Annotated in this window: 17 protein-coding genes and 2 pseudogenes; 11 read left to right on the top strand and 8 right to left on the bottom strand. The window is 68.9% G+C overall.

Translation table 11 applies throughout. The annotated features are described in order from the left end of the window. Positions 1 to 56: 56 nt before the first annotated feature. Entirely contained in the window at positions 57 to 1,211 is a 1,155-nt protein-coding gene (locus OG406_RS04705) for a hypothetical protein (protein WP_329184186.1), read from the bottom strand. A gap of 325 nt (positions 1,212 to 1,536) precedes the next feature. Here OG406_RS04705 and OG406_RS04700 point away from each other — a divergent pair, with 325 nt between their 5' ends. The 4 genes from OG406_RS04700 (at position 1,537) to OG406_RS04685 (ending at position 8,339) form a co-directional block, all read left to right on the top strand. Further along, entirely contained in the window at positions 1,537 to 1,743 is a 207-nt protein-coding gene (locus OG406_RS04700; protein ID WP_266850525.1) for a hypothetical protein, read from the top strand. A 908-nt stretch (positions 1,744 to 2,651) separates the two neighbouring features. Continuing rightward, on the top strand, positions 2,652 to 3,839 hold the full coding sequence (locus OG406_RS04695; protein WP_443067139.1) for an Ig-like domain-containing protein: 1,188 nt from the start codon (positions 2,652 to 2,654) through the stop codon (positions 3,837 to 3,839). Positions 3,840 to 4,331: 492 nt separating this feature from the next. Beyond that, positions 4,332 to 6,851 carry an excinuclease ABC subunit UvrA gene (gene uvrA, locus OG406_RS04690; protein ID WP_329184183.1) on the top strand — a complete coding sequence of 840 codons (2,520 nt, stop codon included), beginning with the start codon at positions 4,332 to 4,334 and terminating at the stop codon, positions 6,849 to 6,851. Between the two features lie 54 nt (positions 6,852 to 6,905). After that, entirely contained in the window at positions 6,906 to 8,339 is a 1,434-nt protein-coding gene (locus tag OG406_RS04685) for a carotenoid oxygenase family protein (RefSeq protein WP_329184182.1), read from the top strand. Positions 8,340 to 8,906: 567 nt separating this feature from the next. Here OG406_RS04685 and OG406_RS04680 read toward each other — a convergent pair. Further along, on the bottom strand, positions 8,907 to 9,548 hold the full coding sequence (locus tag OG406_RS04680; protein WP_164369253.1) for a uridine kinase family protein: 642 nt from the start codon (positions 9,546 to 9,548) through the stop codon (positions 8,907 to 8,909). Between the two features lie 650 nt (positions 9,549 to 10,198). On the opposite strand from OG406_RS04680, the gene OG406_RS04675 reads away from it, so the two are divergent. Further along, positions 10,199 to 10,960, top strand: a complete 762-nt coding sequence (locus OG406_RS04675) for a hypothetical protein (protein WP_329184180.1) — start codon at positions 10,199 to 10,201, stop codon at positions 10,958 to 10,960. Positions 10,961 to 11,093: 133 nt separating this feature from the next. Here OG406_RS04675 and OG406_RS04670 read toward each other — a convergent pair whose 3' ends face one another. Further along, complete coding sequence (locus tag OG406_RS04670) at positions 11,094 to 12,035, bottom strand: MerR family transcriptional regulator (RefSeq protein ID WP_266850521.1); 942 nt, start codon at positions 12,033 to 12,035, stop codon at positions 11,094 to 11,096. Positions 12,036 to 12,219: 184 nt separating this feature from the next. Here OG406_RS04670 and OG406_RS04665 point away from each other — a divergent pair, with 184 nt between their 5' ends. Then, a complete protein-coding gene (locus OG406_RS04665; protein ID WP_329184179.1) occupies positions 12,220 to 13,959 on the top strand; it encodes a carboxylesterase/lipase family protein in 1,740 nt (579 codons plus the stop codon). A 225-nt stretch (positions 13,960 to 14,184) separates the two neighbouring features. On the opposite strand, the pseudogene OG406_RS39385 reads toward OG406_RS04665, so the two are convergent. Then, positions 14,185 to 14,409 (bottom strand): annotated as a pseudogene (locus OG406_RS39385) (DUF6207 family protein); the annotation flags it as partial. A gap of 181 nt (positions 14,410 to 14,590) precedes the next feature. Here OG406_RS39385 and OG406_RS04660 point away from each other — a divergent pair. The 3 genes from OG406_RS04660 to OG406_RS04650 all read left to right on the top strand — a co-directional run bounded on the left by OG406_RS04660 (position 14,591) and on the right by OG406_RS04650 (position 17,101). After that, positions 14,591 to 15,196, top strand: a complete 606-nt coding sequence (locus tag OG406_RS04660; RefSeq protein WP_327408049.1) for an RNA polymerase sigma factor — start codon at positions 14,591 to 14,593, stop codon at positions 15,194 to 15,196. 2 nt (positions 15,197 to 15,198) lie between these two features. Beyond that, entirely contained in the window at positions 15,199 to 16,164 is a 966-nt protein-coding gene (locus tag OG406_RS04655; RefSeq protein ID WP_329184175.1) for a CU044_5270 family protein, read from the top strand. Positions 16,165 to 16,921: 757 nt separating this feature from the next. Continuing rightward, positions 16,922 to 17,101, top strand: a complete 180-nt coding sequence (locus tag OG406_RS04650; protein ID WP_329184172.1) for a hypothetical protein — start codon at positions 16,922 to 16,924, stop codon at positions 17,099 to 17,101. A gap of 19 nt (positions 17,102 to 17,120) precedes the next feature. Here OG406_RS04650 and OG406_RS04645 read toward each other — a convergent pair whose 3' ends face one another. Continuing rightward, positions 17,121 to 18,227 (bottom strand): alpha/beta hydrolase family protein, encoded by a 1,107-nt coding sequence (locus OG406_RS04645; RefSeq protein WP_329184170.1) that lies wholly within the window; start codon positions 18,225 to 18,227, stop codon positions 17,121 to 17,123. Between the two features lie 771 nt (positions 18,228 to 18,998). Here OG406_RS04645 and OG406_RS04640 point away from each other — a divergent pair. Further along, positions 18,999 to 19,448: a hypothetical protein gene (locus OG406_RS04640; RefSeq protein ID WP_266850516.1), complete on the top strand. Its 450-nt coding sequence runs from the start codon at positions 18,999 to 19,001 to the stop codon at positions 19,446 to 19,448. A gap of 345 nt (positions 19,449 to 19,793) precedes the next feature. Then, a pseudogene (locus OG406_RS04635) lies at positions 19,794 to 20,717 on the top strand (short-chain fatty acyl-CoA regulator family protein); the annotation flags it as partial. 104 nt (positions 20,718 to 20,821) lie between these two features. Here the strand turns inward: OG406_RS04635 and OG406_RS04630 are convergent. From OG406_RS04630 to OG406_RS04620, 3 genes are all read right to left on the bottom strand, one after another. After that, a complete protein-coding gene (locus OG406_RS04630) occupies positions 20,822 to 21,130 on the bottom strand; it encodes a hypothetical protein (RefSeq protein ID WP_164369248.1) in 309 nt (102 codons plus the stop codon). A gap of 179 nt (positions 21,131 to 21,309) precedes the next feature. Continuing rightward, the gene (locus OG406_RS04625) at positions 21,310 to 22,707 is read right to left on the bottom strand and encodes an FAD-dependent oxidoreductase (protein WP_329184167.1); all 1,398 of its coding nucleotides are present in this window, start codon (positions 22,705 to 22,707) and stop codon (positions 21,310 to 21,312) included. Positions 22,708 to 22,877: 170 nt separating this feature from the next. Continuing rightward, positions 22,878 to 23,642 carry a DUF427 domain-containing protein gene (locus OG406_RS04620; protein WP_329190648.1) on the bottom strand — a complete coding sequence of 255 codons (765 nt, stop codon included), beginning with the start codon at positions 23,640 to 23,642 and terminating at the stop codon, positions 22,878 to 22,880. Between the last annotated feature and the right edge of the window lie 8 nt (positions 23,643 to 23,650).

Genomic DNA, 23,650 nt, shown 5'->3' with positions numbered 1-23,650 from the left:
TGCGGACCGGGGTTCGCCGGCCGAAAGGGCGGCGAGTGGCAGTCGATCGTCGGCGGTCACCAGTCGCGGATGGAGTCCACGCCTTCGATGAGTGCCGCGCGGGCGGTGCTCAGGTCGTGCCCGGCAGCTGTCTGTGCTTCACCTGCAAGGAAGTCCAGAGCGTCGAACAGCTCTTCACGCTCCACGGTTTCGATGAAGCCTGTGCGGCGGTCCAGTGTGTTGAATGCGGCTCCGAAGGCGCGCCCGATCTCCAAGATGCTGCCGTGCTGCTCGCCGCTGGCGATCTCGGATAGGAAGGCGTCCCGTGTGGCCTTGTACTGGGTGACGGCCTTGCGGTAACTGGTGCGGGGTATGTGCTCTCGGCCGTCCCAGTCGCGGAGCGGATTGGCGGCGTTGGCCGCTACCCATTCCGCCTTACGGGCGCCGCGGATGTCGAGCTCCACTCCGTGCCGCATGTGTGGACGCCAGGTCTTGCGCGTTGCGGCCGCGTAGTCGGCCGGAATGCCGTACAGCGACACATCCTCCACCTCCGGGACCTGGCGCGGCAGCAGACAGTCTGTTGGCTCCATCCCGAACAGGTCACGGATGGTGAGCCCCTGCAGCCGTGGCAACTGGTTCAGGACGGCCGCCGAGGTGAGCGTGCCCAGGTTCCCCGACAGCGACAAGCGGGTCAGATTCGGGAAGGCGCTGACAAGGCGGGCGCAGTCGAGGCGGCTTATCCCATGGACGGTGAGGTGTTTGACACCCGCCTGCACAACGTCGCGGGTGTGTTCGTCGGCCAGTTCGTCGGCTGTGCACGTCAATGCGTACGGGGCATTCCAGTCCTCGCGGTCACCGCTGTCCCAGTGCCGCTGCCGGGCCAGTTGTTCACCCCGCCCCCATGTCGGGCCATAGGAGTAAGTGGGTGCGGTCACCAGCGAGGGCAGGGAGCCGATCACCGTGAAGCTCCTCGGAAGGATCCACCCGTGGTTGCAGTGCGAGACCTTGCCGCCCCAGCTGTGGTGCGTGAGTCGGAGCGGCCGCACGTCGTCGCCCAGGTCGGCCACGGTCCGGGGCTCGGTCCCGGACCAGTCCAGCTCGAGCACCGCAGCGCACTGTGCCGCGACGTCGAAGCCGGTGACCTGCGAGGCGGTCCAGGCGCCGAGCGCATCGGAGTACACCGTGAGGACGTTGCCGACGGCAAGGGGCCTCGGTGGTTGGTCTCGTCTCATGGCCGGATGCTAGCGGGCCGCGTCCGAGAGATGGCCTCGATGGTCAACGACGCCGATCCGCAGCCGCGAGCCGAGACCGAGTCTTCGGATCGACCAGCGTCGGGTCTCACTCGGGCCGGCGGATAGCTGGATGCCCGAAGGTGGCGATGGCCCGGCATTGAGGAGGGCGGCAGCGCGAGGGCTCACTGTCGAGGCTCTTGCGGGCCAACGCGGCATGTGGTCGTCACCGTCGCCCACGCTCGCTGACCTCACGACCACAGCCCTGCCATGCGTGGTCCGTCCATCCGGCGCACCCTGGAAGCAGAGACCGATCCCGGAGGCGCCGATGGCGTTCCACGAAGGCGATCCATGGAAGCCCCCCAAGCGCATGCGCCGAACCGACAGCAGTCGCATCGTCGTGGGGTGCATTCTGGCCGTCGTCCTGTTCATCGTCCTGGCCGTCATCGAGCTGGAAGCCGCCATCGTCGTGGCCGTGCTCGCTGCACTCACCGCGCTGATCCTTTTCGCTACCAGCAGGCGACGCAGTCCCTGACAGAGGCCACGGTCAGACCTGAAGGTGAGAACGCCGTCGTGGCGATCACTGTGGAGATTCACGGCCTCATCCGGCTCGATACTGACGGCGCGCGGGACAGGGCGACGAACTGAGCGGCGGGGACCAAATGGCCCGAGGTTTGGCGACCGCGAGCGCGTCACCACCGACCTGGTGGCCCTCGCGCGAGGCGAGCTCTGTGACGGCCTGAGACTGCCGGAACTCGACCGGGCCCTCGTCTGTCTGGGACCCGCTGCCGATCAGGAGGTGCGGATCTTCGACACTGCCGTCGAGACTTCGTCGCCTAACGGGCGGGGTGATCGCGCCGCGGTCCTCGGCGGAGTCCGCCGGATCCTCAGCTCCATCAGGGCAGGCTGAGAGGCCTCAGCGGCCTGGTGATGACCTCGTTCTGCCCTCGGGCGATCGTTCCTGAGGCGGCCATTCCATCTGCCGGCGTCGACTTTGACGTGTACGCGTCTACGGAGAGCCAGTGCGAGCGGGCACCCGGACACCGGGCGCGGCAGCGGCTGCTCTCGTCCGTGAAGGTGCCCGCCCACGCTCGCATGCGTGGCGGCGCCAGGCGCCGCCTTGGCCCGAGGCTGGGGCGCCTGCCGCACCTCATACAGCGCGCACCGAGCGCCGATGAACCAGGTCACCGCCAGACCTGTCGCCATAGGCCTGCGCTGCGGTCGAAGAGGACGGATCGATCACACGGCATCCGGCCGTCGGGCGGATCTCAGTGCCGCACACATAATGCGTGAAACCCATCACAATCTGCCCATTAAAACGGACTAATAAGTAAAAATAGACCCTCGGGGCTCATTGCCCCTCCGCAAAGCAGTCGGGGGAATCAACGACCAGCGGCCCGGGAGAAGAGTTTGATCACCGCACGCAAGCGAGGCACCGTGCTGATGGCTTCGGCCGGGGCCCTCGTGCTCACGGCCCTGGCCGGTACCAGCTACGCCGCCACCGGCGACACCGGGGCTCACCCTGAAACGCAGGCGCACGCGCATCACGGGGATACCCAGGACGTTTCCGACGCCCGAATAAAGATCACGCCCGGCGGGGCCCACGGTGTCGGAATCAACGACCCCGTGAATGTCGCCGTAAGTAACGGCAAGCTCACCAAAGTAACCATGACTGACGTCGCGACGGGTACCGAGGTTCCGGGCACCCTGTCCGCGGACGGTACGTCCTGGACGCCGTCCGGCCCGCTGAAGCAGGCCACCCGATATCAGGTCGCGGCGGAGGCCGAGGATGCGAAGGGCCGCTCCGCCATCGAAAACGCCGCGATCTCCACGGTCTCCCCGCCCAACGACTTCCTCGGGCATCTCTCGCCCGAGAACGGCTCGACCGTTGGTGTGGGCATGCCCGTGACCTTCACCTTCGACAAGGCGATCGGCGACAAGGCCGCACTGAAGTCGAAGATCCAGGTCAGTTCCAGCAGCGGCGAGCAGGTCGTCGGCCACTGGCTCAGCAACAGCCGGCTGGACTTCCGCCCTGAGCACTACTGGAAGCCCGGCTCCACCGTCACCGTCAAGATGAGCCGCGACGGCGTCCAGGAGACGGTCACGTTCAAGGTCGGCCGGAGCCAGATCAGCACCGTCGACGCCAAGACGAAGCAGATGTCCGTCGTGCGGGACGGCAAGACGATCAAGACCATCCCCATCTCGGCCGGCAGCGCCGAGCACCCGACGTACAACGGCCAGATGGTCATCTCCGAGAAGTACCGGCAGATCCACATGAACGGTGCGACCGTCGGCCTCACGGAGAAGAACGGCAAGCCCTCCTACGACATCGAGGCCGTGCCGCACGCCATGCGCCTGACCGACTCGGGCACGTTCATCCACGGCAACTACTGGGGTGGCGACTCGGTCTTCGGCAAGGTCAACACCAGCCACGGCTGTGTCGGACTGAAGGACGTCAGGAACGCCGACGACGGCAAGCTGCCCGCCGCATGGTTCTTCGACAACTCGATGACCGGCGACGTCGTGATCGTCAAGAACTCCCCGGACAAGGCCACCGTCGCCCCGGGCAACGGACTCAGCGACTGGAACATGCCGTGGAGCCAGTGGGTCTCGGGCAGCGCATCGAACTGACGCCACAGCGCTCCCGTACGCGAACCTGAGCCCTCCCGTCAGGCGGCGGCCGGCACATCACCGCCTGGCGCCTGGGTTGTGACGATGTCGCTGCCGAAGAGCACATGCATGCAACAGGTGGAGCCCCGCCCGGTCGTCGGGCGGGGCTCCATGAGCGATGCGGCTCGCGCCGGGTTGAAGTCCGACGCGGGACGTGATGGCGAGCCACACCACGCCATACCGGCCATCGCGCGGTCTTCGGGCCCAAGCGGGGACAGCGAACCCCCTGCCCGAAGACCGCGATGGTGGAGACGAGCAGGGGTGGGAATGCTCGTCACCGACACCTGCATGCCGTGCATGCACCACTCCTGCGACGGTGGCGTCGAAGTCTGCTTCGCCATGTCCGAGCAACGCGACCAGATACAGCTGACTCCCTTCGTGCGGCGTAAATGCCCGCCGACCGGACCGAGCCCTCGTCGCGCGGTTCCCGGCCCGATGAGGTAGTCAGGAAGGATGGTCGGCAAGGACGCGAGCGACCCCTTCGTGCATGTCCGGGGCGCCAGTGAGAACAACCTGCGGAACATCGATGTCGACGTTCCGCGGGACGCGATGGTCGCTTTCACCGGCGTCTCCGGTTCGGGCAAGTCTTCGCTCGCGTTCGGCACGCTCTACGCGGAGGCCCAACGGCGCTACTTCGAGTCCGTGGCGCCGTACGCCCGAAGGCTGTTGCACCAGGTCGGCGCACCGCACGTGCAGGAGATCACCGGACTGCCGCCCGCCGTGGCCCTGCAGCAGCGGCGCGGGTCGCCCAGCTCGCGCTCGACGGTCGGCACCATCACCACCTTGTCCAATCTGCTGCGCATGCTGTACTCCCGCGCCGGCACCTATCCACCCCACGCTCCACGGTTGGACGCCGAGTCGTTCTCTCCCAACACCGCGGCCGGCGCCTGTCCGGAGTGCCACGGACTGGGCGTCGTGCACGACGTGGCCGAGGACCTGCTCGTCCCGGATCCCTCGCTGAGCATCCGCGAGGGGGCCATCGCCGCGTGGCCCGGCGCCTGGCAGGGCGCCAACCTCCGCAGCATCGTGAACGGCCTGGGCATCGACATCGACCGGCCATGGCGCAGGCTCAGGAAGAAGGACCGGGACTGGCTGCTGTACACGGACGAGCAGCCCCTGGTGTACGTCGAGCCGGAGGAGGACCGCGTCGACTACGGCTACCAGGGCAAGTTCTGGAGCGCCCGCAAGCACGTCATGCACGTCCTCGCCGACTCCAAGAGCGAGAAGATGCGCGAACGGGCCCTCCGGTTCGTCAGAAGCGTGCCCTGCCCCGAGTGCCACGGCAGCGGACTGCGGCCCGAGGCGCTCGCCGTGACCTTCGCCGGACGGTCCATCGCCGAGATCAACGCGATGCCGCTCACCGAGGCGGTGGCGCTGCTGCGACCCGTCGCCGGGCGATCCAGGGCCGACGCCACCACGTCGACCGCCCGATCCGGGGAAACGACCGAGGTCGCGGTCCGGATCTGCGCCGATCTGGTCGCACGGGTCGACGTACTGCTCGACCTGGGCCTCGGATACCTCAGCCTCGGACGCCGCTCGACGACCCTGTCGCCCGGCGAGGCGCAGCGCCTGCGGATCGCCACCCAGTTGCGCTCGGGGCTGTTCGGTGTCGTCTACGTCCTCGACGAACCCTCCGCCGGCCTGCACCCGGCCGACGCGGAACCCCTGCTGGACGTGCTGGACCGGCTCAAGGCGGCAGGCAACTCGCTGTTCGTCGTGGAGCACGACATGGACGTCGTACGGCGGGCGGACTGGGTGGTCGACATCGGCCCCGGCGCGGGGGAGGGCGGCGGACGCGTGCTGTACAGCGGCCCCGTCGCGGGCCTTGAGGCGGTCGGGGAGTCGGCCACGAGCCAGTACCTGTTCGGGCGCGCCCAGCCGCTCGACCACCGCCCGCGCACACCGCACGGCTGGCTGCACCTGCGCGGCGTCTCCCGCCACAATCTGCACGACGTGTCCGTCGACGTACCACTGTGCGTGCTGACGGCGGTGACGGGCGTGTCCGGTTCCGGAAAGTCGACGCTGGTGACGCAGGTGCTCGCCGAGGTCGTCCGCGGCCACCTCGGACTCGCACCCGAGGAGCCCGACGAGGCGCAGTTGGAGGTCGATGTCCAGGACACGTCGGGGGTCGAGTCGTTCGACCGGCTGGTCCTGGTCGACCAACGGCCCATCGGTCGGACTCCCCGGTCCAACCTGGCCACGTACACGGGGATGTTCGACGCGGTGCGCAAGCTGTACGCGTCGACGGACGAGGCCAGGGCGCGCGGCTACTCGGCCGGGCGGTTCTCCTTCAACGTGCCCGAAGGGCGATGCGAGACCTGCCAAGGCGAGGGCTTCGTCGCGGTGGAACTGCTTTTCCTGCCCGGCACCTACGCGCCGTGCCCGACCTGCGAGGGCGCCCGGTACAACGCCGAAACGCTGGAAGTCACCTACCGCGGCAAGAACATCGCGGAGGTGCTGGCCCTGTCCGTCGACGCCGCCGCCCAGTTCCTGTCCGCCGTCCCAGCCGCTTCCCGCAGTCTGGAGACGTTGCGCGAGGTGGGACTGGGCTACCTGCGGCTGGGCCAGCCCGCCACGGAACTCAGCGGTGGTGAGGCACAACGCATCAAACTGGCCACCGAACTGCAGCGAGCCCGCCGCGGGCACGCGCTCTACCTGCTCGACGAGCCGACCGCGGGGCTGCACCCCTCGGACATCGCACTGCTGCTGCGACAGCTGCACCGGCTCGTCGACGCCGGCAACACGGTCGTCCTCGTCGAGCACGACCTGGACACGATCGCCACCGCCGACTGGGTCATCGACCTCGGACCGGGCGGCGGCGACGCGGGCGGCAGGGTGGTCGCGGCCGGGCAGCCGGCCAAGGTGGCAAAGGCCCGCCGCAGCGCCACCGCGCCCTATCTAGCGGCCCGGCTCCGCGCTGTCGTGCCCGCCCGGCACACACATTGCAGCGGGCCCGATGGAGCTATTGAATGAAGATGCAGGCGGCACACGCACACGACGCTCATCGCGCCGTCGAGGGAGGCCGTGATGGCCACGCACGCTCCGCAGACGTTCGACCCCACGCGCGTACCCCACCTCTCCGGCCGGTTCGCCCCGGTGACCGAGGAAGTGGACGAGACCGGGCTCGAGGTCACGGGAGAGCTGCCGGCGGAGCTGGACGGGCTGTTCCTGCGCAACGGGCCCAACCCTCGTTTCAGCCCGATCGGTTCGTTCCTCTATCCGATCGACGGCGACGGCATGCTCCACGGAGTGTGGATCTCCGGCGGACAGGCCCGCTATCGCAACCGCTTCGTCCGTACCCCCGCGGTGGTCGCGGAAGAGCAGGCCGGACGCGCCCTGTGGGGCGGACTGGAATCGATGATCACTCCCCAGGTCCCGGACGTCGAACCGGCACTGGCCGGTACCTTCCGGGACCTGCCGGACATCAACGTGGTGCGTCACGCGGGACGCCTGCTCGCACTCGCCGAGTCCGGGTGCCCGTTCCTGATGACCGAGGAACTGGAGACCGCGGGCAAGGAGACGTTCGGCGGCGCGCTGCCCGCCGGCATCACCGCGCACCCGAAGATCGATCCGCTCACCGGAGAGATGGCCGTCTTCTGCTACGCCCTGGAGCCGCCCTTCCTCACCTGGTCCCTCATCGGGCCCGCCGGCGACGTGGTCCGCGGCCCCACCACCGTCGACGGCCTCGACGCCCCGATGATGATCCACGACATGGCCCTGACCGCGCGCTTCCTGGTGCTGGTACTCGCCCCCGTCTTCTTCGACCTGGCCGCGGCGATGAGCGGCGGGTCATTGATCGACTGGCGTCCGGAACAGGGCACGCGCGTGGCACTGATTCCTCGCGACGGGGGTCAGGTGCGCTGGGCGTCCGACGACGCCTTCTGGCTGTGGCACACGGTCAACGCCTACGACGCGGAGCCTGACGGCGGTGACGTCGTGCTCGAGTACGTGCAGTGGTCGCACCTCTCCATGGGGCAGCCGGACACGTCGGCCGGAGCCAATGCCGGAGGGCTGGTCCGCGCGGTCATCGACCCGCTCGCCGGCACGATGCGCCGCACCCTGTTGGATGACGCGCGCATGGAGCTGCCGCGTACGGACGACCGGTTGATCGGCCGACGGCATCACCAACTGGCGGTGGCCTCGGAGACAGGGGACCTGGACCTGTTGCCGGGGGAGTACAACGCCCTGCGCTGGTACGATGGGAGGGACACCGACGGCACCAGCGTGAGCTGGGACGCTGGGGACCTGTCCGTCGGGGAGCCGGTGTTCGCCCCGTCTCCCGGCTCCCCTGGCGGCGAGGGCGGCTACTGGATGACGTACGCCACCGACCGTACGGACGAGAGCAGTTGGCTGCTGGTGATCCCGGCGGATGACCCTGGCTCCGGCCCGGTCGCACGGGTGCGGATTCCGGTGCGGGTCCCGTTGGGCCTGCACGGGAACTGGCTGCCCACCGAGGAGTGACCCCGCCGTGGCGGTTGTGGTCTGCCACGAGTGAGCCCGCGCCACACCCGTCGACAGACACTGTCGGTGCGCCGCAGCCCGTCCAGGTCGCGGACCGGCGGCACTTCTGGCACAACCAGAGCGAGGCCGCCGAACGGCGCGTCGCTCGGCATCGTCTCTTCCTCCGCACTCGGGTCCCGAAGGTCGCGGAGTTGAACCATGCGTCGCCTGGGAATGTCGAGGTCCCATCGCCATTCGTGGCTGATGCACCCAAGTGATATCCGTCAGTGCGTCGAAACCACTCCTGCTCTGAGGCCCATAGCCAGACCTGTCGCCGCCGCAGCGCCGCCGGCTTCCGCGCTGCCTTGACTTGCACCTCGGGCGGAGGCCAGAGGATTGTGGCCTTCCCGACTTGTCGCTGTGCCGCTACGCGCCGCGGGGTTGGGTCGGGAACCCGTGGCTTCCTGTTTCTTCCCCGACTCCGCCGGACCTGAATCCGCGACGCTCCGCGACGCGACCATCAGATTCGCTTCACCACCGGCATGAAGGCCGATGGACGACGAATGAATTCCGGGAGCCTCGGGCACCTCACAGCGCGAATACAGGGACACCGGCGTTACGGGGCACATCGCACACCCTCTGCGCCTGCGAGGGCGCCGTGGGTAGTGGCGCGAGGGCCGGTCCGATCAGCGGCATGACGACCGCCAGCATCTCTGCCTCGCTCGCGGTGCCGTCCACGATCAGGTCGGCCGCCGCCCGGGAGGGCGCGACGTGGGCTGCGTGGCGGTCTCTGCCGGTTTGCAGATAGTTGCGCAGGGACAGCCGGGGGTCCTGCCGCTGCACCTCGATCTTCCGGAGGATCTTGCGGGCCAGGCGTATGTCGTCGGGGGTGTCGACATACACCCGCCACGCGGCTCGCCGGACCACGGACGGCAGGGTCAGAGCGAACAGGCCCTCGACCACCACCAGCAGCACACCGGCTCGCAGCAGCGCCGCGTCAATGGCGTGTGTCACCGCTGTCTCGTCGATCGAGCCCGGATGGTTCCAGTCCAGGATGGCGTGGTGGTCGGCACTGACCGTCCACACACCCCTCAGGGGGTCGTGCGCGGGCACGTAGTAGTCGTCCAGATGGATCAGCGCGATGCTCTCGGGACACTGCAGCGAAAGGGCTTCGGCAAGAGTGGACTTGCCGGATGCGGTGCCGCCTGCGACCGCCAGTACACCCGTCATAGCGGGCGCTCCTCATGTGCTCAAAGGGATAGACGAAGCGACCGGACGAGCCGGGTGCAGGGAATGTACGGCGACGAGATCGCCCCTGGCAAGCGGTGAAGCGCAGCCCGATTCTTTCCGCCAGGCTCTGCTCGACCTGTACGACTCCTACCGCGGCTGGAACCCCGGTGATCAGCAGAAAGGTCCGGACGGCAACGGGTCCGAGGCGCACCGCTGGCTCATGGGCAGCGGCGTGTGCCCGTCCGAAGGCGTTGTCCTGGGTGACTGCCTTCTTTCCCACGCCGACCGTGAGGCACCCGCCGCTGTTGCCGTCGGTGTCTTCGGAGCAGCCGCCTCCCAGACAGTCTTCGTCGCGGGCGCCCATGTGGTGCAGGTCCATGGGGTCCTGGTAGGTGCCGGCGAAGCGGTAAGGCCGGCCGGTTGCGGTGTTCTCGGTCGGGGTGGTGACACGGTCAGCGCCCTGGCCACCGGGCGCGGAGCGGCGCCGGGTGCCGCCCCTGGATGATCTAGAGTTCCGACGGCGGGCAGCGGGCCCGCCGCTCTCGTATGTGACTCAGGGGTGGGGATTGATCACTGCAACATCCGCTGCTGTACAGCGGAACAGACCGGCGACCGCGCGGAGCGTAGCCGCCGCGGTGGTGGCCGGGGGTATGACGCTGGTGGGCGTGGGGCTCACGGCGCCGGCCGCGCACGCGGCTGAAAGCGACATCTCCTTCTCGAAAGTCGTCTTCAACAACGGCAAGCCGATCGTCGTCGGCATCAGTGCCGAAGTCGAGGCCCGACTGACGTACACGGTGAAGAGCAACGTGGCGCTCGACGACTGGTATGTCGATGCGTACCGGAGCAGCGGGTCCACCAGGTACATGCTCTCGATCTCCTCGACCCGGTGGAGCTGCAGGACGTCGTCTGCGGGGGGCTACACCTTCCGCGCCTGCGACGAGACGGTGACCATCGACCCGAACGGGATGCCGGTCGGTCATGGCAATCACCTCGTCAACAGTGACGCCGCCGCGTGGAAGACTCTCGGCACGGCCATCAAGAAGAACGGTGGCTACGACGACGACCTGCTCTCCGCGACGGTCAGCCTCCAGCGTGCCTCGCGCATCCAGAGCGCGAACGCGTCCCCGGAGCCCGTCGCAAAGGGCAAGCAGATCACCGTTACGGGCACCGTGCAGCGCGCCAACTGGAGTCAGCACCGCTATGACAATTACGGCGGCCGGTCGGTGAAGCTGCAGTTCAAGCTGGCCGGTTCCAGCACCTACTCCACGGTCAAGTCCGTGACCGCCGGCAGCACCGGTCACCTGAAGACCACGGTGACGGCTTCCCAGGACGGCACCTGGCGCTGGCGTTACAGCGGCAACACCACCACCGGTGCCAGCAACTCCTCCGGCGACTACGTCGACGTGAGCTGAGGACCCGTACTACGGTCGGCGCGCCCGACTGCGCAGCGAGGGCCCCGCTCCGGCGGGGCCCTCGCTGCGCAGTCGGGAGTTCCGGCGAGCATGGCGGCGTCCGAACGGTTCAGCGTGCCGTCACGGCGTGCCATCACGGCGTGTGAAGAGGCGTCGGAGACGGCGGGGTGCCGGTTATCGAGAGATGCAGGCCTTCAGTCAGCCATCGATGCGCCACCGTCATGTTCAGCACGCGGCCACCCGTGGTGGTGCCGACCAGGGACCAGTACCGCTCCAGGCGGGGATCGAAAGCCGACGACCGTGACACCAGCCGGTGCAGGTAGGCGCGGAAGGCAGGGGAGTCCGACGCCCCGCGGGCTCGGGCGTGGGCCGACACGAAGGCGTCCACCACGGGTCCCGCCCCGGGCAGCAGTCCCTGGGCGAGGGCGGATGCCGTCAGGGTCGCGGCTTCGTCGATCTCCGCGTAGAAGGCCGGGCCGTCGCGCATCTCCTCGTCGTGGTCCTGGGTCCAGCGGGTGAATCTGGGCGTGGCGATGAGCAGATGAAGTTCGGCGTAGGCCAGGGCCGTGACGGGGGTGGGGTCCTGTGGTGGCTCCGGGGCCAACATGGCGATCATGATGTCGAGTCGGCGTCGGGGCATGGCCGGGGACAGCTCCCGGTACCAGTGCTCGGTGAGCCTGTGCTGCGCCTCCGGCAGCCTCTGCACCCGTGAGAGCATCTCCAGCCGCCGTAGGCGCTCCTCGGCTGCACAGTGGTCGAGGGCCTTGAGTGTGGCCTCGCGCCACCGGAGTTGGGCCAGGCGTTCCTGCACTGCTCCGAGCTCGGACGACACCAGGTCGTCGAGTGTGCGCTCGCCGGTGACCACTTGGGTGATGGTCGCGATGGGGGTGTCCAACGCCCGCAGGCGTCTGATGAGCCGGATCCGCTCCCATGCCTCGGGGCCGTAGCGGCGATGGCCACCGCTGCTGCGGGAGGCCACGGGAAGCAGGCCGCTGTCGGAGTAGTAGCGGACCGTCTTGACGGGAAGGCCCGTGCCGGCCGCGAGCTCGCCGATGCTCCACGTTTCTTGCGTCACAGCTCTTGAACCTCCAGCGCGCGGGAGGTTCTAGCGTATTTATCACCGGCAGCAACCGTCCGCGCCGATGCCCCTGTTCAGAGCACGTACCGGGCCCAGCCAGGCCGGTGTGCCCGCGTACGACCGATCGCGGCCCGGCACGCCCTTGTCCCGTGCCGTCCCCGACCCAAGAAGGTGGGAGCCCATGTCCCCGACCACGACCGCGCCGAGTTCCGTGCGGAGAGCCGCTCTTCGCAGGGTGCTCCTCCCGTTGCTGAGCGCGGCGGCCCTCCTCATGGCCGCGGTCACACCAGCCGACGCACGCCCTGGTCTTGTCGACTCCGCGGGGCAGGGCGGTGTCGTCGTCCGAACCGAGCTGGGCCTGGTACGTGGCGTCTCGCACGGTGCGTACGCCACCTTCGAAGGCCTGCCCTACGCCGCACCGCCGACCGGACCGCTGCGCTGGCATGCACCCGTGCCGGCTGCCGCATGGCAGGGCATCAGGGATGCGACACAGCCGGCGCAGCGCTGTGTGCAGATGCCGGCACCGGGTACGGGCGTCGGCGGGCCCTCGGATGCAGGCGCTGTCGTCGGTTCGGAGGACTGCCTCTACCTCAACGTCACGGTGCCCGCGACGAAGCCGACGGGGAAGAAGCGGCCCGTGCTGGTGTGGATGCACGGCGGCGCGTTCCTGGGCGGTTCCGGCAGCGACTACGGCGCGGAACGCCTGGCGGTTCAGGGTGACGCCGTCGTCGTCACGGTCAACTACCGCTTGGGTATCTTCGGTTACTTCGGACATGCCGCACTGGGCACCGTCCCGCCGTTCGGCCTGGCCGACCAGCAAGCCGCATTGCGCTGGGTCCGCTCCAACGTCCTGCGCTTCGGCGGAGATCCGGGCAAGGTCACGCTGTTCGGCGAGTCCGCGGGCGCCATCGGCATCTGCGCGCACCTCACCTCACCGACGGCCGCGGGCCTCTTCCAAAGCGCCGTCCTGCAGAGCGGTTCTTGCCTGACGTCCTTCCCGCGGGGAGCTCTCGCCCCCGGAACACCGGCGTACGAGCCGTTCGCCACGCAGACCGATGTCCAGACGGCAGGCGCGGAAGCCGCCCGGCAGCTGGGCTGCACGGAGGGCGCCGCCAGGGAGGTGCTCACGTGCCTGCGCGGGCAGAGCACCGGACGCCTTGCCACCGCGCAGCTGATGCAGTCGTTCAACCGTCCTGCCTACGGCAACGGGCTACTGCTGGTCGCACCGGACAAGGCGTTGCGAGCGGGACGCTTCCACCGCGTGCCGGTCGTGCTGGGCACCAACCACGACGAGATGCGGATGTTCGTTGGCGTGTCGCTCGGCGCGTTCCCTCTCCGCACAGAGAGCGACTATCGCGCCCGACTGACGGAGGCCTTCGGGCCCGCGGCCGCGGCCGTCGAGGCACAGTACCCGGCAGCACGCCATGGCTCTCCCGCGCTGGCCTGGGCCGCGGCGCTGACCGACCGGTCCTTCACGTGCACCACGCTGGCAGCCGGCCGCGCCATCGCCGCCCACGCTCGGGACCTGCCGCTGTACGCCTACGCGTTCAGCGACCGAGAGGCTCCCGTCCTTGCCGGCCTGCCGACGAACCCGGGCTTCCCCTACGGTGCGGCGCACGGCTTCGAGATGCCGTACCTGTTCCCCTCCTTTCCCACCGAACGACCACTGACCGGTGAGCAGTCCGCCCTGTCGGACCGGATGGTCGGCTACTGGACGAACTTCGCGCGCACCGGCAACCCGAACACCGCCGGCGCACCTCGATGGCCCGCTTTCCGCGTGTCGTCCCCGCTGAGGCCGTCGGTGCAGTCGCTGGCTTCGGGACGGGGCGGCATTCGCCCCGTGGACGCGTTCACCGCGCACGGATGCTCCTTGTGGGACCGCTTGGCGAATGAGCCGCCGGCGAATCGGTCGGGCCTTTGAGTCTGGGTCCTGTCACTTCATCGAGCCGGACAGCACCACCGTCGAGTGGGATATGTACTTCGAGGCGCCTTCGGTTACTTCGAGGCGCCTTCGGCCGAGATCTCGCCGCTGGAGCAGCTCGCCCGGTGGCCGTTGCCGAAGGAGGTCATCGATCCTAAGAACGATGGCGTCGAGGTGTTCGCTCTGCCGCCGTGGGGGAGCCGGCCGACCGCTGCATCACGAGGCTCAGAGCCGCCGACGTCGACGACACGACCGCGATGGCCTCCCGACGGTCTGGAAGGAGGGTGCCCGGCTCGCGGCGTCGGCGGTGAGGACGGGCGGCGGCCTCTGCAACTGGAACTGGTGACAACCCCGCGGCCCGGGCGTCTGTGCGTCGGGCGCCTGGCGCGGATCGGCGAGGAAGCGCAACCGGGCGCCGGGCTCACCCGGATCTCGAGTCGTTCGATCCGCGAACGGTCGGACGAGCCTCGGAGACTGGGCCCCTCCGTGCGGAAGGTACCGAAGGCGGTGATTCCCTGAGCGCCTGCGTGTTCACCGGGGGTGCGACGGCTTTCGCGAAACCGTGAACCTTTTGGATGTCAGCGGGGAACAACAGGTGACCGGCACGCACCGAGGAGTCAGGGGAAGCACTGTGAGCGGACCACCGCCGTCCACGGCACCGACGATGGACGACGCGGAGATCGTCGCGCAGTCGTTGGAGGAGCCGGAGCTGTTCGCCACGCTCTACGACCGCTACGCCCCCGATGTCCACCGCTACGCGGCCCGTCGCCTGGGCGACGCGGCCGCTGACGACATCACCGCCGACACCTTCCTGATCGCCTTCCGGATCCGGTCCCGCTACGACCACAGCCGCGCCAACGCGCGCCCCTGGCTGTACGGCATCGCCGGGAACCTCATCGGCAAGCAGCGCCGCGCCGAGGTGCGCGCGCTCAGGGTGCTCGCCCGCACCGGCCACGACCCGCTCGCCGCGTCCGGGGGCCCGTTCTGGCTGGAGGACACCGACAGCCGGATCGCGGCGCAGGGCCCGCTGGCCGGCGCTCTCGCGGGACTGTCGGCGCCGGACCGGCACGTCCTGCTGCTCATCGCCTGGGCCGAACTGACCTATCAGGAGGTCGCGGAGGCGTTGGACATACCCGTCGGCACGGTTCGTTCGCGGCTCAACCGGGCGCGACGCAAGGTACGTACGGCGCTGGGCGCCGATCCCACGTTCGTGATCGACACCGCGGAGGTGGCCTAGCCATGGACGAGATGACCGAAGTGCGTGAGCTGCGCGCCCACACGCCGGTACCCGACCGAGGCCGGCTCGCACCGGGGCGGGCACGGCTCACCGAAGCCGTGCGAGCCAGGGAGTCGCGTCGGGCGTTGTGGCGACGACGGGAGTTCGCGATCGTCGCGGTCGTGGCCGGGGTGACCGCCGTCGCCGTCGCCGCCACCCTGCTGGTGGGCGGGAAGGGCGAGGGGCGCGCGGTGCAGCCCGCAGCCACGCAGGGCGTGCGCTTCAAGGGAGTAAGCGCGGCGGAGTTCCTGCGGCAGGCCGCCGACGCGGTCCAGACACAGCCGGACGGCACCGTTCCGCAGGCGAAGCAATGGATCTACACCAAGTCGGTGCAGGAGCCTGCGAACGAGGCGAACAAACGCGTGGGCGATGTGGAGAACTGGATCCGCTACGACGGTTCCGCCAGCGCCTTCCAGTTGAAGCACCACCCGCTCGAGGTCACCAAGATGCACCTGGAGAACGGCGGCGAGGGCGATGACCGCTCGCCCCGTGAGATGTACCGGGTCCTCACCGCCCTGCCCGCCGACGGCAAGCAGACGCTGAAGGCGCTGCGCGAGCAGGATGCCATCGCCGACTCCAAGGATGCCGCACAGGCACGCAACGACTACTCCGAGATCAGTGTCCTGCTGTCGGCCGACGTGATGCCGGCCAAGGGCCTGGCGTCTCTCTACCGCGCCCTCGCACTCGTACCGGGCGGAGAGGTCACCGGCCACCTGGTCGACACCGCCGCCGGACGCCGGGTGATCGCCCTGAACTACTTCCGTGGGGAGAACTCCGCCACCGGTGAATCGATCCACGACCGGTGGCTGATCGACCCGAGGACCTACCGGATCGTCGGCACCCAGATTATCTCGGCGCACGGCAAGGTCCTCGGCGGTGACTCGATCGTCACGACGGCGGTGGTGGACAAGGCGGGCAACCGCGACTGACCGACCGCGATCCTCCGCGGCCCGCGCCACGGGGGCGGGCCGCCCGTCTTCCGAGACCGCCGGGCGCGCGCTCCGCGAGCCCGGCGGCGGGGGGAGGGGAGGGGAGGACGTGGCGGTTGCCGCACAACATTGCTGTCCGGACGCCGGAGGCGCGACCGCGCTCTCCGGCGCGCTTCCTCCGGTTGTGCGGGCTGGTCGACCGGTGACGATTGTGAGCGGGCACTGGAGTTGCCGGACGCCTAATGTCGTTGACGCCGGATCTGGGAAGCATGACGGACGTACTCCTCCTGGGCCGCCTCCATATTCTGGCTGTGTGGGAGATCGCCACCGTTGAGGATGCGGGCGGTGGGCCGAGTAGGGGATGCAGTGTGTTGGGGCGCCGGTCGGCTTCTTTGGCCAGCCATCCTGCGGATGCGCGGCGGCGGTAGCCCGCCGCCGCGCACCGCTCCGGTCCTGACCCGCGAAGAAACCACTGCCGTGGATTTGATCGGCCGCCGCGAAGGTGGTGATCCGACGACACCCGGCCCCCCGGCCGGCCTGGAGATCGTTACCAGCAACCCTCGACCCTGGCTGCGGCGCTGGGTTCTGAGCACCTTGCTGCTGCAGGGCGCCCGTGGGGTCTACGCCGACCTGCACCACCATGGGACGGTACTGCTGGCCGCGTACGACTCCTGGCACGCCCTACACAAACTGGCTGCCGATCCCTTGCCTGGCGCGGGGGCCGCGATGTCCCAGGACTTGATCGGCGCCAACTGCCGTGACTCTGACCGCCACCGCGTGGGAACTGACCCACCTGCCGGTGCGTGACGGGCCCGCTCTGGTCCGCCCTCTCCAGGTCCGGGCCTTCTTCCTCGTTCGTACCGAACGGGCCCGCCCAGTCGGGGTGTTGCTGGTGGCGGCCGTCGTCGTGTGGCAGGGCCGCGGGCAGACCGCCTGAGGGCGTCCGGCGCCGGTTGCTATCCGGCTACGTACTCGATCTCGGGATAGCGCGGCGAAGCCCCCCACAGCAGATGCCCGGCGTCCGGGCGGCCGCGCAGCTGGAGATCGAAGAAGGCGCGCACGGTCGCCCGTACGGCAGCCACCGCCCGGTCGGCGGGGATCGGGCCGATCTGCAGCGTATTGCGTACCGCCTCGGGGAGCTGCGGGGCGATGGCCACGATGTCGGTGAAGCAGTTGTGGTCGGCGTCCGTGAGCCGCAGGCAGCGGTGCCAGTCGCTCAGGTGCGCCCAGAACGATGGCCAGGTCTCGTCCTCGTTCAGCCCGTCGTGGACCACCGTGTCCATCAGCAGGAACGGCCGGTCAAGACCGTGCTTGACCACCGGCCCGTACAGCGCGCCGTCCAGATCGACGCCGGCCCGCACCCGCTTGTCCAGGTACATCATCGCGGCCGACGCGGCGCCGCCCCGGGAGTGCCCGAAAGCGCCGACCCGCGTGAGGTCCAGCGTCCCGCGCAGCCCGCGCGGGAGCGGACGCCCCTCGGCGTCGGGGTTGCCGCCCCGCTCCAGCACGGTCAGTTGGTCGAGGACGAACCGCAGATCGGCGGCGCGCACCGCGACCGCGGCCGTGCGGGCCTCGTCGCTGGCGTCGTCGGGGCGGTTGACGACCACGCGGCCGTCCGGGAACTCCACCTCGCCCGAGTCGTAGGGATGGTCGATCGCGACAACTACATAGCCCCAGGAGGCCAGTTCCTCGATGACCAGCGTGTTGAACGTGCGGTCCGCGTTATATCCCGGCGAGTGGAGCAGCACCGGCCGGCGGCCGGGCCGGGCCGGCGCGCGGTTCGCGCTGTGGGTCCTCGGGAGCGCGTAGCCGTCCACCGCGCCCCCGAAGCGGGCCTTCAGGGCCCGCTCGGCACCAGAGGGCAGCCAGGGGAGCATCGCGCGGCCACGCACGTCGGCGGCCGGGTACGTCACGGTCACCATCACCTCGCGCGGCTGCCCCGACCAGGGGTCGGTCCGCGACGGGTCGACCAGGTGCAGCTCTGCGGCGCCCACCGGAGCGGGACCGGTCGGCCCGGCCAGCCGGATGGGGATGAGACCGGCTGCCACTGCGGGCGTGGACACCGACAGGGGAACGGCGGTTGCGGCGGCTACTGCGAGGCCACCGGCTATGAGGGAACGGCGATTCGGGCGTACGGGAGGCACTGCACTCCTTCCGCGGCCGGACCTGAGGCGCACTGCAAACCTGGTAAAGAGAACGCCATCGACCGACCTATTCATCGTCAAGTTCCTTAAAGACTAGGTCATTTGGCGCCGAAAGCCGGATCAATTATCGGTTCTCACCGTTCTCTTACTGGTGAACGCAGTCCTGCGTAGAGCCGCCAGACGGTGCGGTGTGACTTCGATGTCGTCCCGTCGGTGTCGGTCGGGCCAGTCCCGCTTGGCGGTCACGAGCGCCCATCTCCAGGTGCCTTTCTGGCGCCCCCACAGGGCGGGCGGATCGGTCGGCGACCACGTCCGAACTATGGGCTTCGGGCCGTCAGCCTCCCGCAAGGGGTGCTCTTCCACCGGCACTTCGGGTCGGGGCGCGGCCTGCTCCCTGTCCCGAGGGGCACGCGGCCGCGTATGCGTGAGTCGTCAGCCATGGCCACGAGGCGTTTGACATAGAACCCGACCGCGCCGCTGCGCGGTTGATGGAGATCTTCGTGCGGCCGGGACCGTTGGTAACCGCGGCCGATGCGGTGGCGACCCGCTTGGGGCGCTGCCCGTAGGTTCGCCGCCCGCGCGGGGCTACGCGCGGAAGAAGGTCACGCGAAAGGGTGGCGGAGGAGGAACAATTCGAAATTCCGGTAGAAGATGGGACATTCCTCAACCGGAAGGACTTCCATGCGTCTGATGCGCACCGCAGCCCTGGCCTCCGCCACCGCGCTCGCCCTCCTGCTTCCCGCTGCCAACGCCCACGCCGCCGCCGTCGCCTGCGGCGGCTCCGTCTCCACCGGGGGCATCGCGGCCAACGGCTGCATCAGCGCCGAGAAGGGCAAGGAAGGACGCATCTACACCCGCGACATCAAGGCCCACGTCGTTCTTCGCAACACCAGCCCCCACGCCGCCCACGTCGAGTACGAAGCCTTCTTCCGCGTCGTCTCCGGTGGCCACTGGGTCAAGATCGGCAACGGACGCGCCCTCGTCCCCCGCCGTTCGACCACCGGTCCCACCGAAATCGGCAGCACCACCCGGGTCTGCTTCGTCGTCAACGCCAAAGTCGAGATTCGCGTCCACGTTAAACCCGCGGGAGGCGCCTGGAGCAACTGGACCGGCGCCGCGACCTCTCAGTGCCAGACATGACCGCCAAGTCGTCCGGCGCACGCCGGCCCCGTGAAACCCCAGGAAAGCGGGTTCGATCGCCCTCGGGCCCCCTGGGGAGTCGTTCAACAAGCACTACGGCGGACCCGGCGACCTAGCCAGCCCCCACCGGTTGGCCGTGGAGTCGCCGGGTGAGGCTGGCCATAGCTGACGAGGACCGGGTGAGGCGCCGGTCGTGCGCAGTGCTTCTCGATTGCGCTGAGCGGTGCTGTGGCCACACTCTGCTGGCTCACGCAGTAGGGCTCGAAGGCACTGGCAACTTACGGATGGGCCACCCTGGAACGCGGCGGCAACAGCGATTCACCCGGCGTGCGGAGCGGACCCCGAGTTGCCGAGTCGAGCGTCGCAGCGGCCGACCTCGCGCAGCTCGCCTCACGGATGCCGGGTGTGGCCCAGGTCCTGCTCGATCTGGGCCGCCGCAACCAGAGCCTGTCCGAACGGCTCACGGAGGTGGCGGACGGCCGGGGCGGCGAGCACGACACCCCGCGCTCGCCACACGAGGAGATCCGCGACTTCCTCTACCGCCACCAGAACGACCTGCACGGCACGGACCTCGCCGCGGAGCAACTCGCCGAGGAGATCGGCATCCGGGCGGGAGAGGTCCTGCGCGCGCTCATGGCGAGACTCGCCGACCGACACGGCGTCCACCTGGCGGCGGAAGCCGGAGACCGACTGCACCACTACGACGCGGCGCCCCGAACCCTTCACCTGTCCAACCGGCAGCGACCAGGACAACGCGCGTTCCGCATGGCGACGCCGCCCTGCTCGAGTACGACGAGGAACTGGACCGCCAGGCCACCGCCAAATTTCCCGAGGGCTCCGCCACCCACGCCCTCGCCCGCTTCGGCATCGCCAACTACTTCGCCGCCGCGCTCATCCTCCCGTACCGGCCCTTCCACGCGGCTGCCGAAGAGGTGCGCTATGACATCGAGCGCCTCACCGACCGCTACGGCCTCGGCTACGAGACCGTCTGCCACCGGCTCAGCACCCTGCAGCGGCCCCGCCTGCGCGGCGTGCCGTTCTCCTTCGTACGCGTCGACCGGGCCGGGAACATGTCCAAGCGTCAGTCGGCCACCGGCTTCCACTTCTCCCGGGCCGGTGGAACCTGCCCGCTGTGGAAACGTCTACGAGGCCTTCGCCGCGCCCGGCCGCGTCCACGTCCAGATCGCGGGAATGTCCGACGGGCAGCGCTACTTGTGGACCGCGCGCGCAGTCACCCGGCACCGCGGCCGACGGATGCACCCGGGACAGCGCCCCGCATGCCGCAGGCCGCCTCCGCTTCGACCAGGCATATCAAGCCCTCCGGGACGCCATGCGGAACGACCTGGGAGCCGACAGCTAGGAGCCGGCGGGCGTCAGCCGGTGGGACGACGTCGGGCCCGCAACAGGCGAACGCCCTTGACCGCGTACCCGGCCGTCATGAGAGCGAAGCCGACCAGCCCGAGCCAGAACCAGGACGCCGACCCCACCAGGGTCAGTCCGAAGCCACCGAAGGACAGCAGAGCGCCCACGGCATCCAGCAAGTCCAAGCGTGCCTCGGACCGCACGGCGGGATCCGAGGCACGCAGTCGGCCACTGATCGGAACAAGGCCGATGGCCTGCAGCGCCGCAAGGCCGAGCATGATCCAGACCCACCAGTGGGGTAGGTAGTCGGGTATCTCCACGGCGCGCACTGTAGTGCCGGCCCGGGGTCATCAGAACGAACATCGGAAAGACGGAACGTGTACGGGAGAGGGCATCTGATGCCCTGTGAGCTACGCAGCCGCCTCGTAGACAACGGTCTCCTGGCACACCCGCCCGCAATCTCGGGGCGGCCACGACAGTGCGTGCGGGTCGCGGTGCCCTACGTGTCGCTGCGCACCACCACACCCAGTACGTCGTTGAACGCCTCCGTCGAACTGGGGTGAGTGTAGATGGAGTTGCGGAGTTCGGATGCGGTGATGCCGTGTCTCATCGCCAGGGCGACGGTATTGATGATTTCCTGTCCATCAGTGCTCAGCAGCGCGGCACCCAAGATCTTGTCGGTCTCCAGGTCGACCACGAACTTCATCATTCCGCGGGTCTCCTCGACGACATAGGCCCGCGGCATGGCGATGATCTCAGCGACTGGCTGGCTGGTGATCTTCACCCGGTAGCCTGCGGCGCGTGCCTCCCTCTCGGTGAGCCCCACAGTCGCCAACGGAGGTGTGATGAAGAGGGTGTGGGGCACGGCCACCCGGTCTTCCGTACTGCGGAGCCCTTCGCCGATCAACTGGTCGAGGACGATGCGGCTGTCGTCGAGAGAGATGTAGGTGAACTGCGGGCCGCCGTTGACATCGCCGAGAGCGAGGATGTGAGGCTGGCTCGAACGGAGATATTTGTCGACCTGCACCGCGCCCCGATCGGTCACGGCCACCCCCGCCGCTTCAAGGTTCAGCCCTGAGGTCGCCGGGCGACGCCCTGCGCCGACCAGGACACCATCCACCTCGATGACATGCTTGCTGCCATCGCGCTCGTAGACCACGTTTGCCCCTGCCGGACCATCGGTGACTTCCAGCACGCGTGCCGCAGTCGCGATGGTGATTCCTTCGTCGAGCAGGATCGTCTTCACGGCGGCGGCGACGTCCTCGTCCTCGCGTCGCAGGATGTCCTCCGCGGTCTCCAGCACGGTCACTTCGGAGCCGAACCTGCGGTAGATGGAGGCGAACTCCAGCCCCAAGTAGCCGCCACCGATGATGGCAAGGCGCGGGGGAAGAACGCTTGTCTCGATCAACTCCGTGCTGGTCAGGACGTATTTGCTGACCTTGAGGCCTGGGATGTCAGGCACTATCGGTGCCGAGCCGGTGTTGAGCAGAACGATGTCGCCTCTGACGGTGAGCCGTCCGGCGCCATCACCGACGGACACCGTGTGGGAGTCCCGGAACACCGCGCGTCCTGTGAGGACCTGCACGGTCTCCATTCCGTTCAGCCCCTCGAAGTTGCCGGCACGGAAGAGGGCCGTGAGGGCCTGGACTTCGCCGACGGAGCGCTCGTACCAGTCTTGCGGCGAGTCCTCCGGTCGACGCTGATTGGCGTGGTGAACGAGCGCTTTGGTGGGAACGCAGCCGACATTGGGGCACGTCCCGCCGTACATCCTGTCCGACTGCTCGACCAGGACGACCGTCTTGCCAAGCTGCCCCATCTTCGCGGCGACGGCCTTGCCGCCCTTTCCGAATCCGATGACGAGCACGTCAGCGTGCAGATCGGATGGGTCGGTGCTCATTGTTACCTCCAGCAGTCAAAGGGGTATTGCGTGGGCGCTTCTTACGAGGGAATGCGACAGCTCGTGCGCCCGGTCAACCGCATTCGCCCCGCACGGGCTTCCGTCGTCATGTCGAGGGCACCCGTCTGCTCCCTCTTGAAGTAGGGCTTGCGTGACGGCAGTTGCCGGGTTCAGTCGAGGTGAGCGGGGCGAGGAGGAGCCTCAGGCAGGTCGAGGTTGCGGTCGACGCCGTGCGCGACGACGGTCTGCCCCGGCTCGAGGCGCTGCCGCACACCGTCGAGACGTACCTCGATCTCGTCCGGTTCGAACGACACCATCCCCGAGATACGGCGCACTTCGTCCCAGGCGTTCTCGTACGACCACGCGGCCCGTCGTGCGCCTGCGATGTCGTAGTAGCTGGCCAGACCCTTGTACGGACAGAACGTCTGCCCCTCGACGGAGTGCAGTGCGGCCAGGTCGACGTCGGTGCGCGGAACGTACCAACGGGGCGCGAACCCGGACTCGTACAGAACGACCGGGTGCCTGCTCTCCGCGACCACCCGGTCCCCGCCCCGCACGACCAGGTGGCGGCTGGTCCTGCGGATGTCGATGCGGTGGTAGGCGTCCGCAGCATGGCCGGCGATCCGCTCGTCCTCTTCGTAGAAGGCGTCCATGGCGGGCCAGGCGAAGGCGACGCGATCCCGCAGAATCTGAGCGTGCTCGGGGAGGTCCGTGTGCTGCCACGCGGCCCGCTCTTTGACGCGATCCCCGGCCCGCACGGTGTACCAGGACGTCCCCCCGAGGTCAGGGTGCCTGGTCGTGTGCTCGGTGGGCTGGAGGACGCCAGCGTCTATGTCTGCAGGCGGGAAGTAGGCCACGGGGTATCGGCCGGGCTCGTGCAGCAGTACGGCGTCTTCGCTGTCGGCAATCCATCCTTCTCCGAAGCGGACGCGCATCCTTCGAC

It is taken from the genome of Streptomyces sp. NBC_01428 (genome assembly GCF_036231965.1).
GTDB lineage: Bacteria > Actinomycetota > Actinomycetes > Streptomycetales > Streptomycetaceae > Streptomyces.
This window is presented reverse-complemented; position numbering and strand designations above follow the sequence as displayed.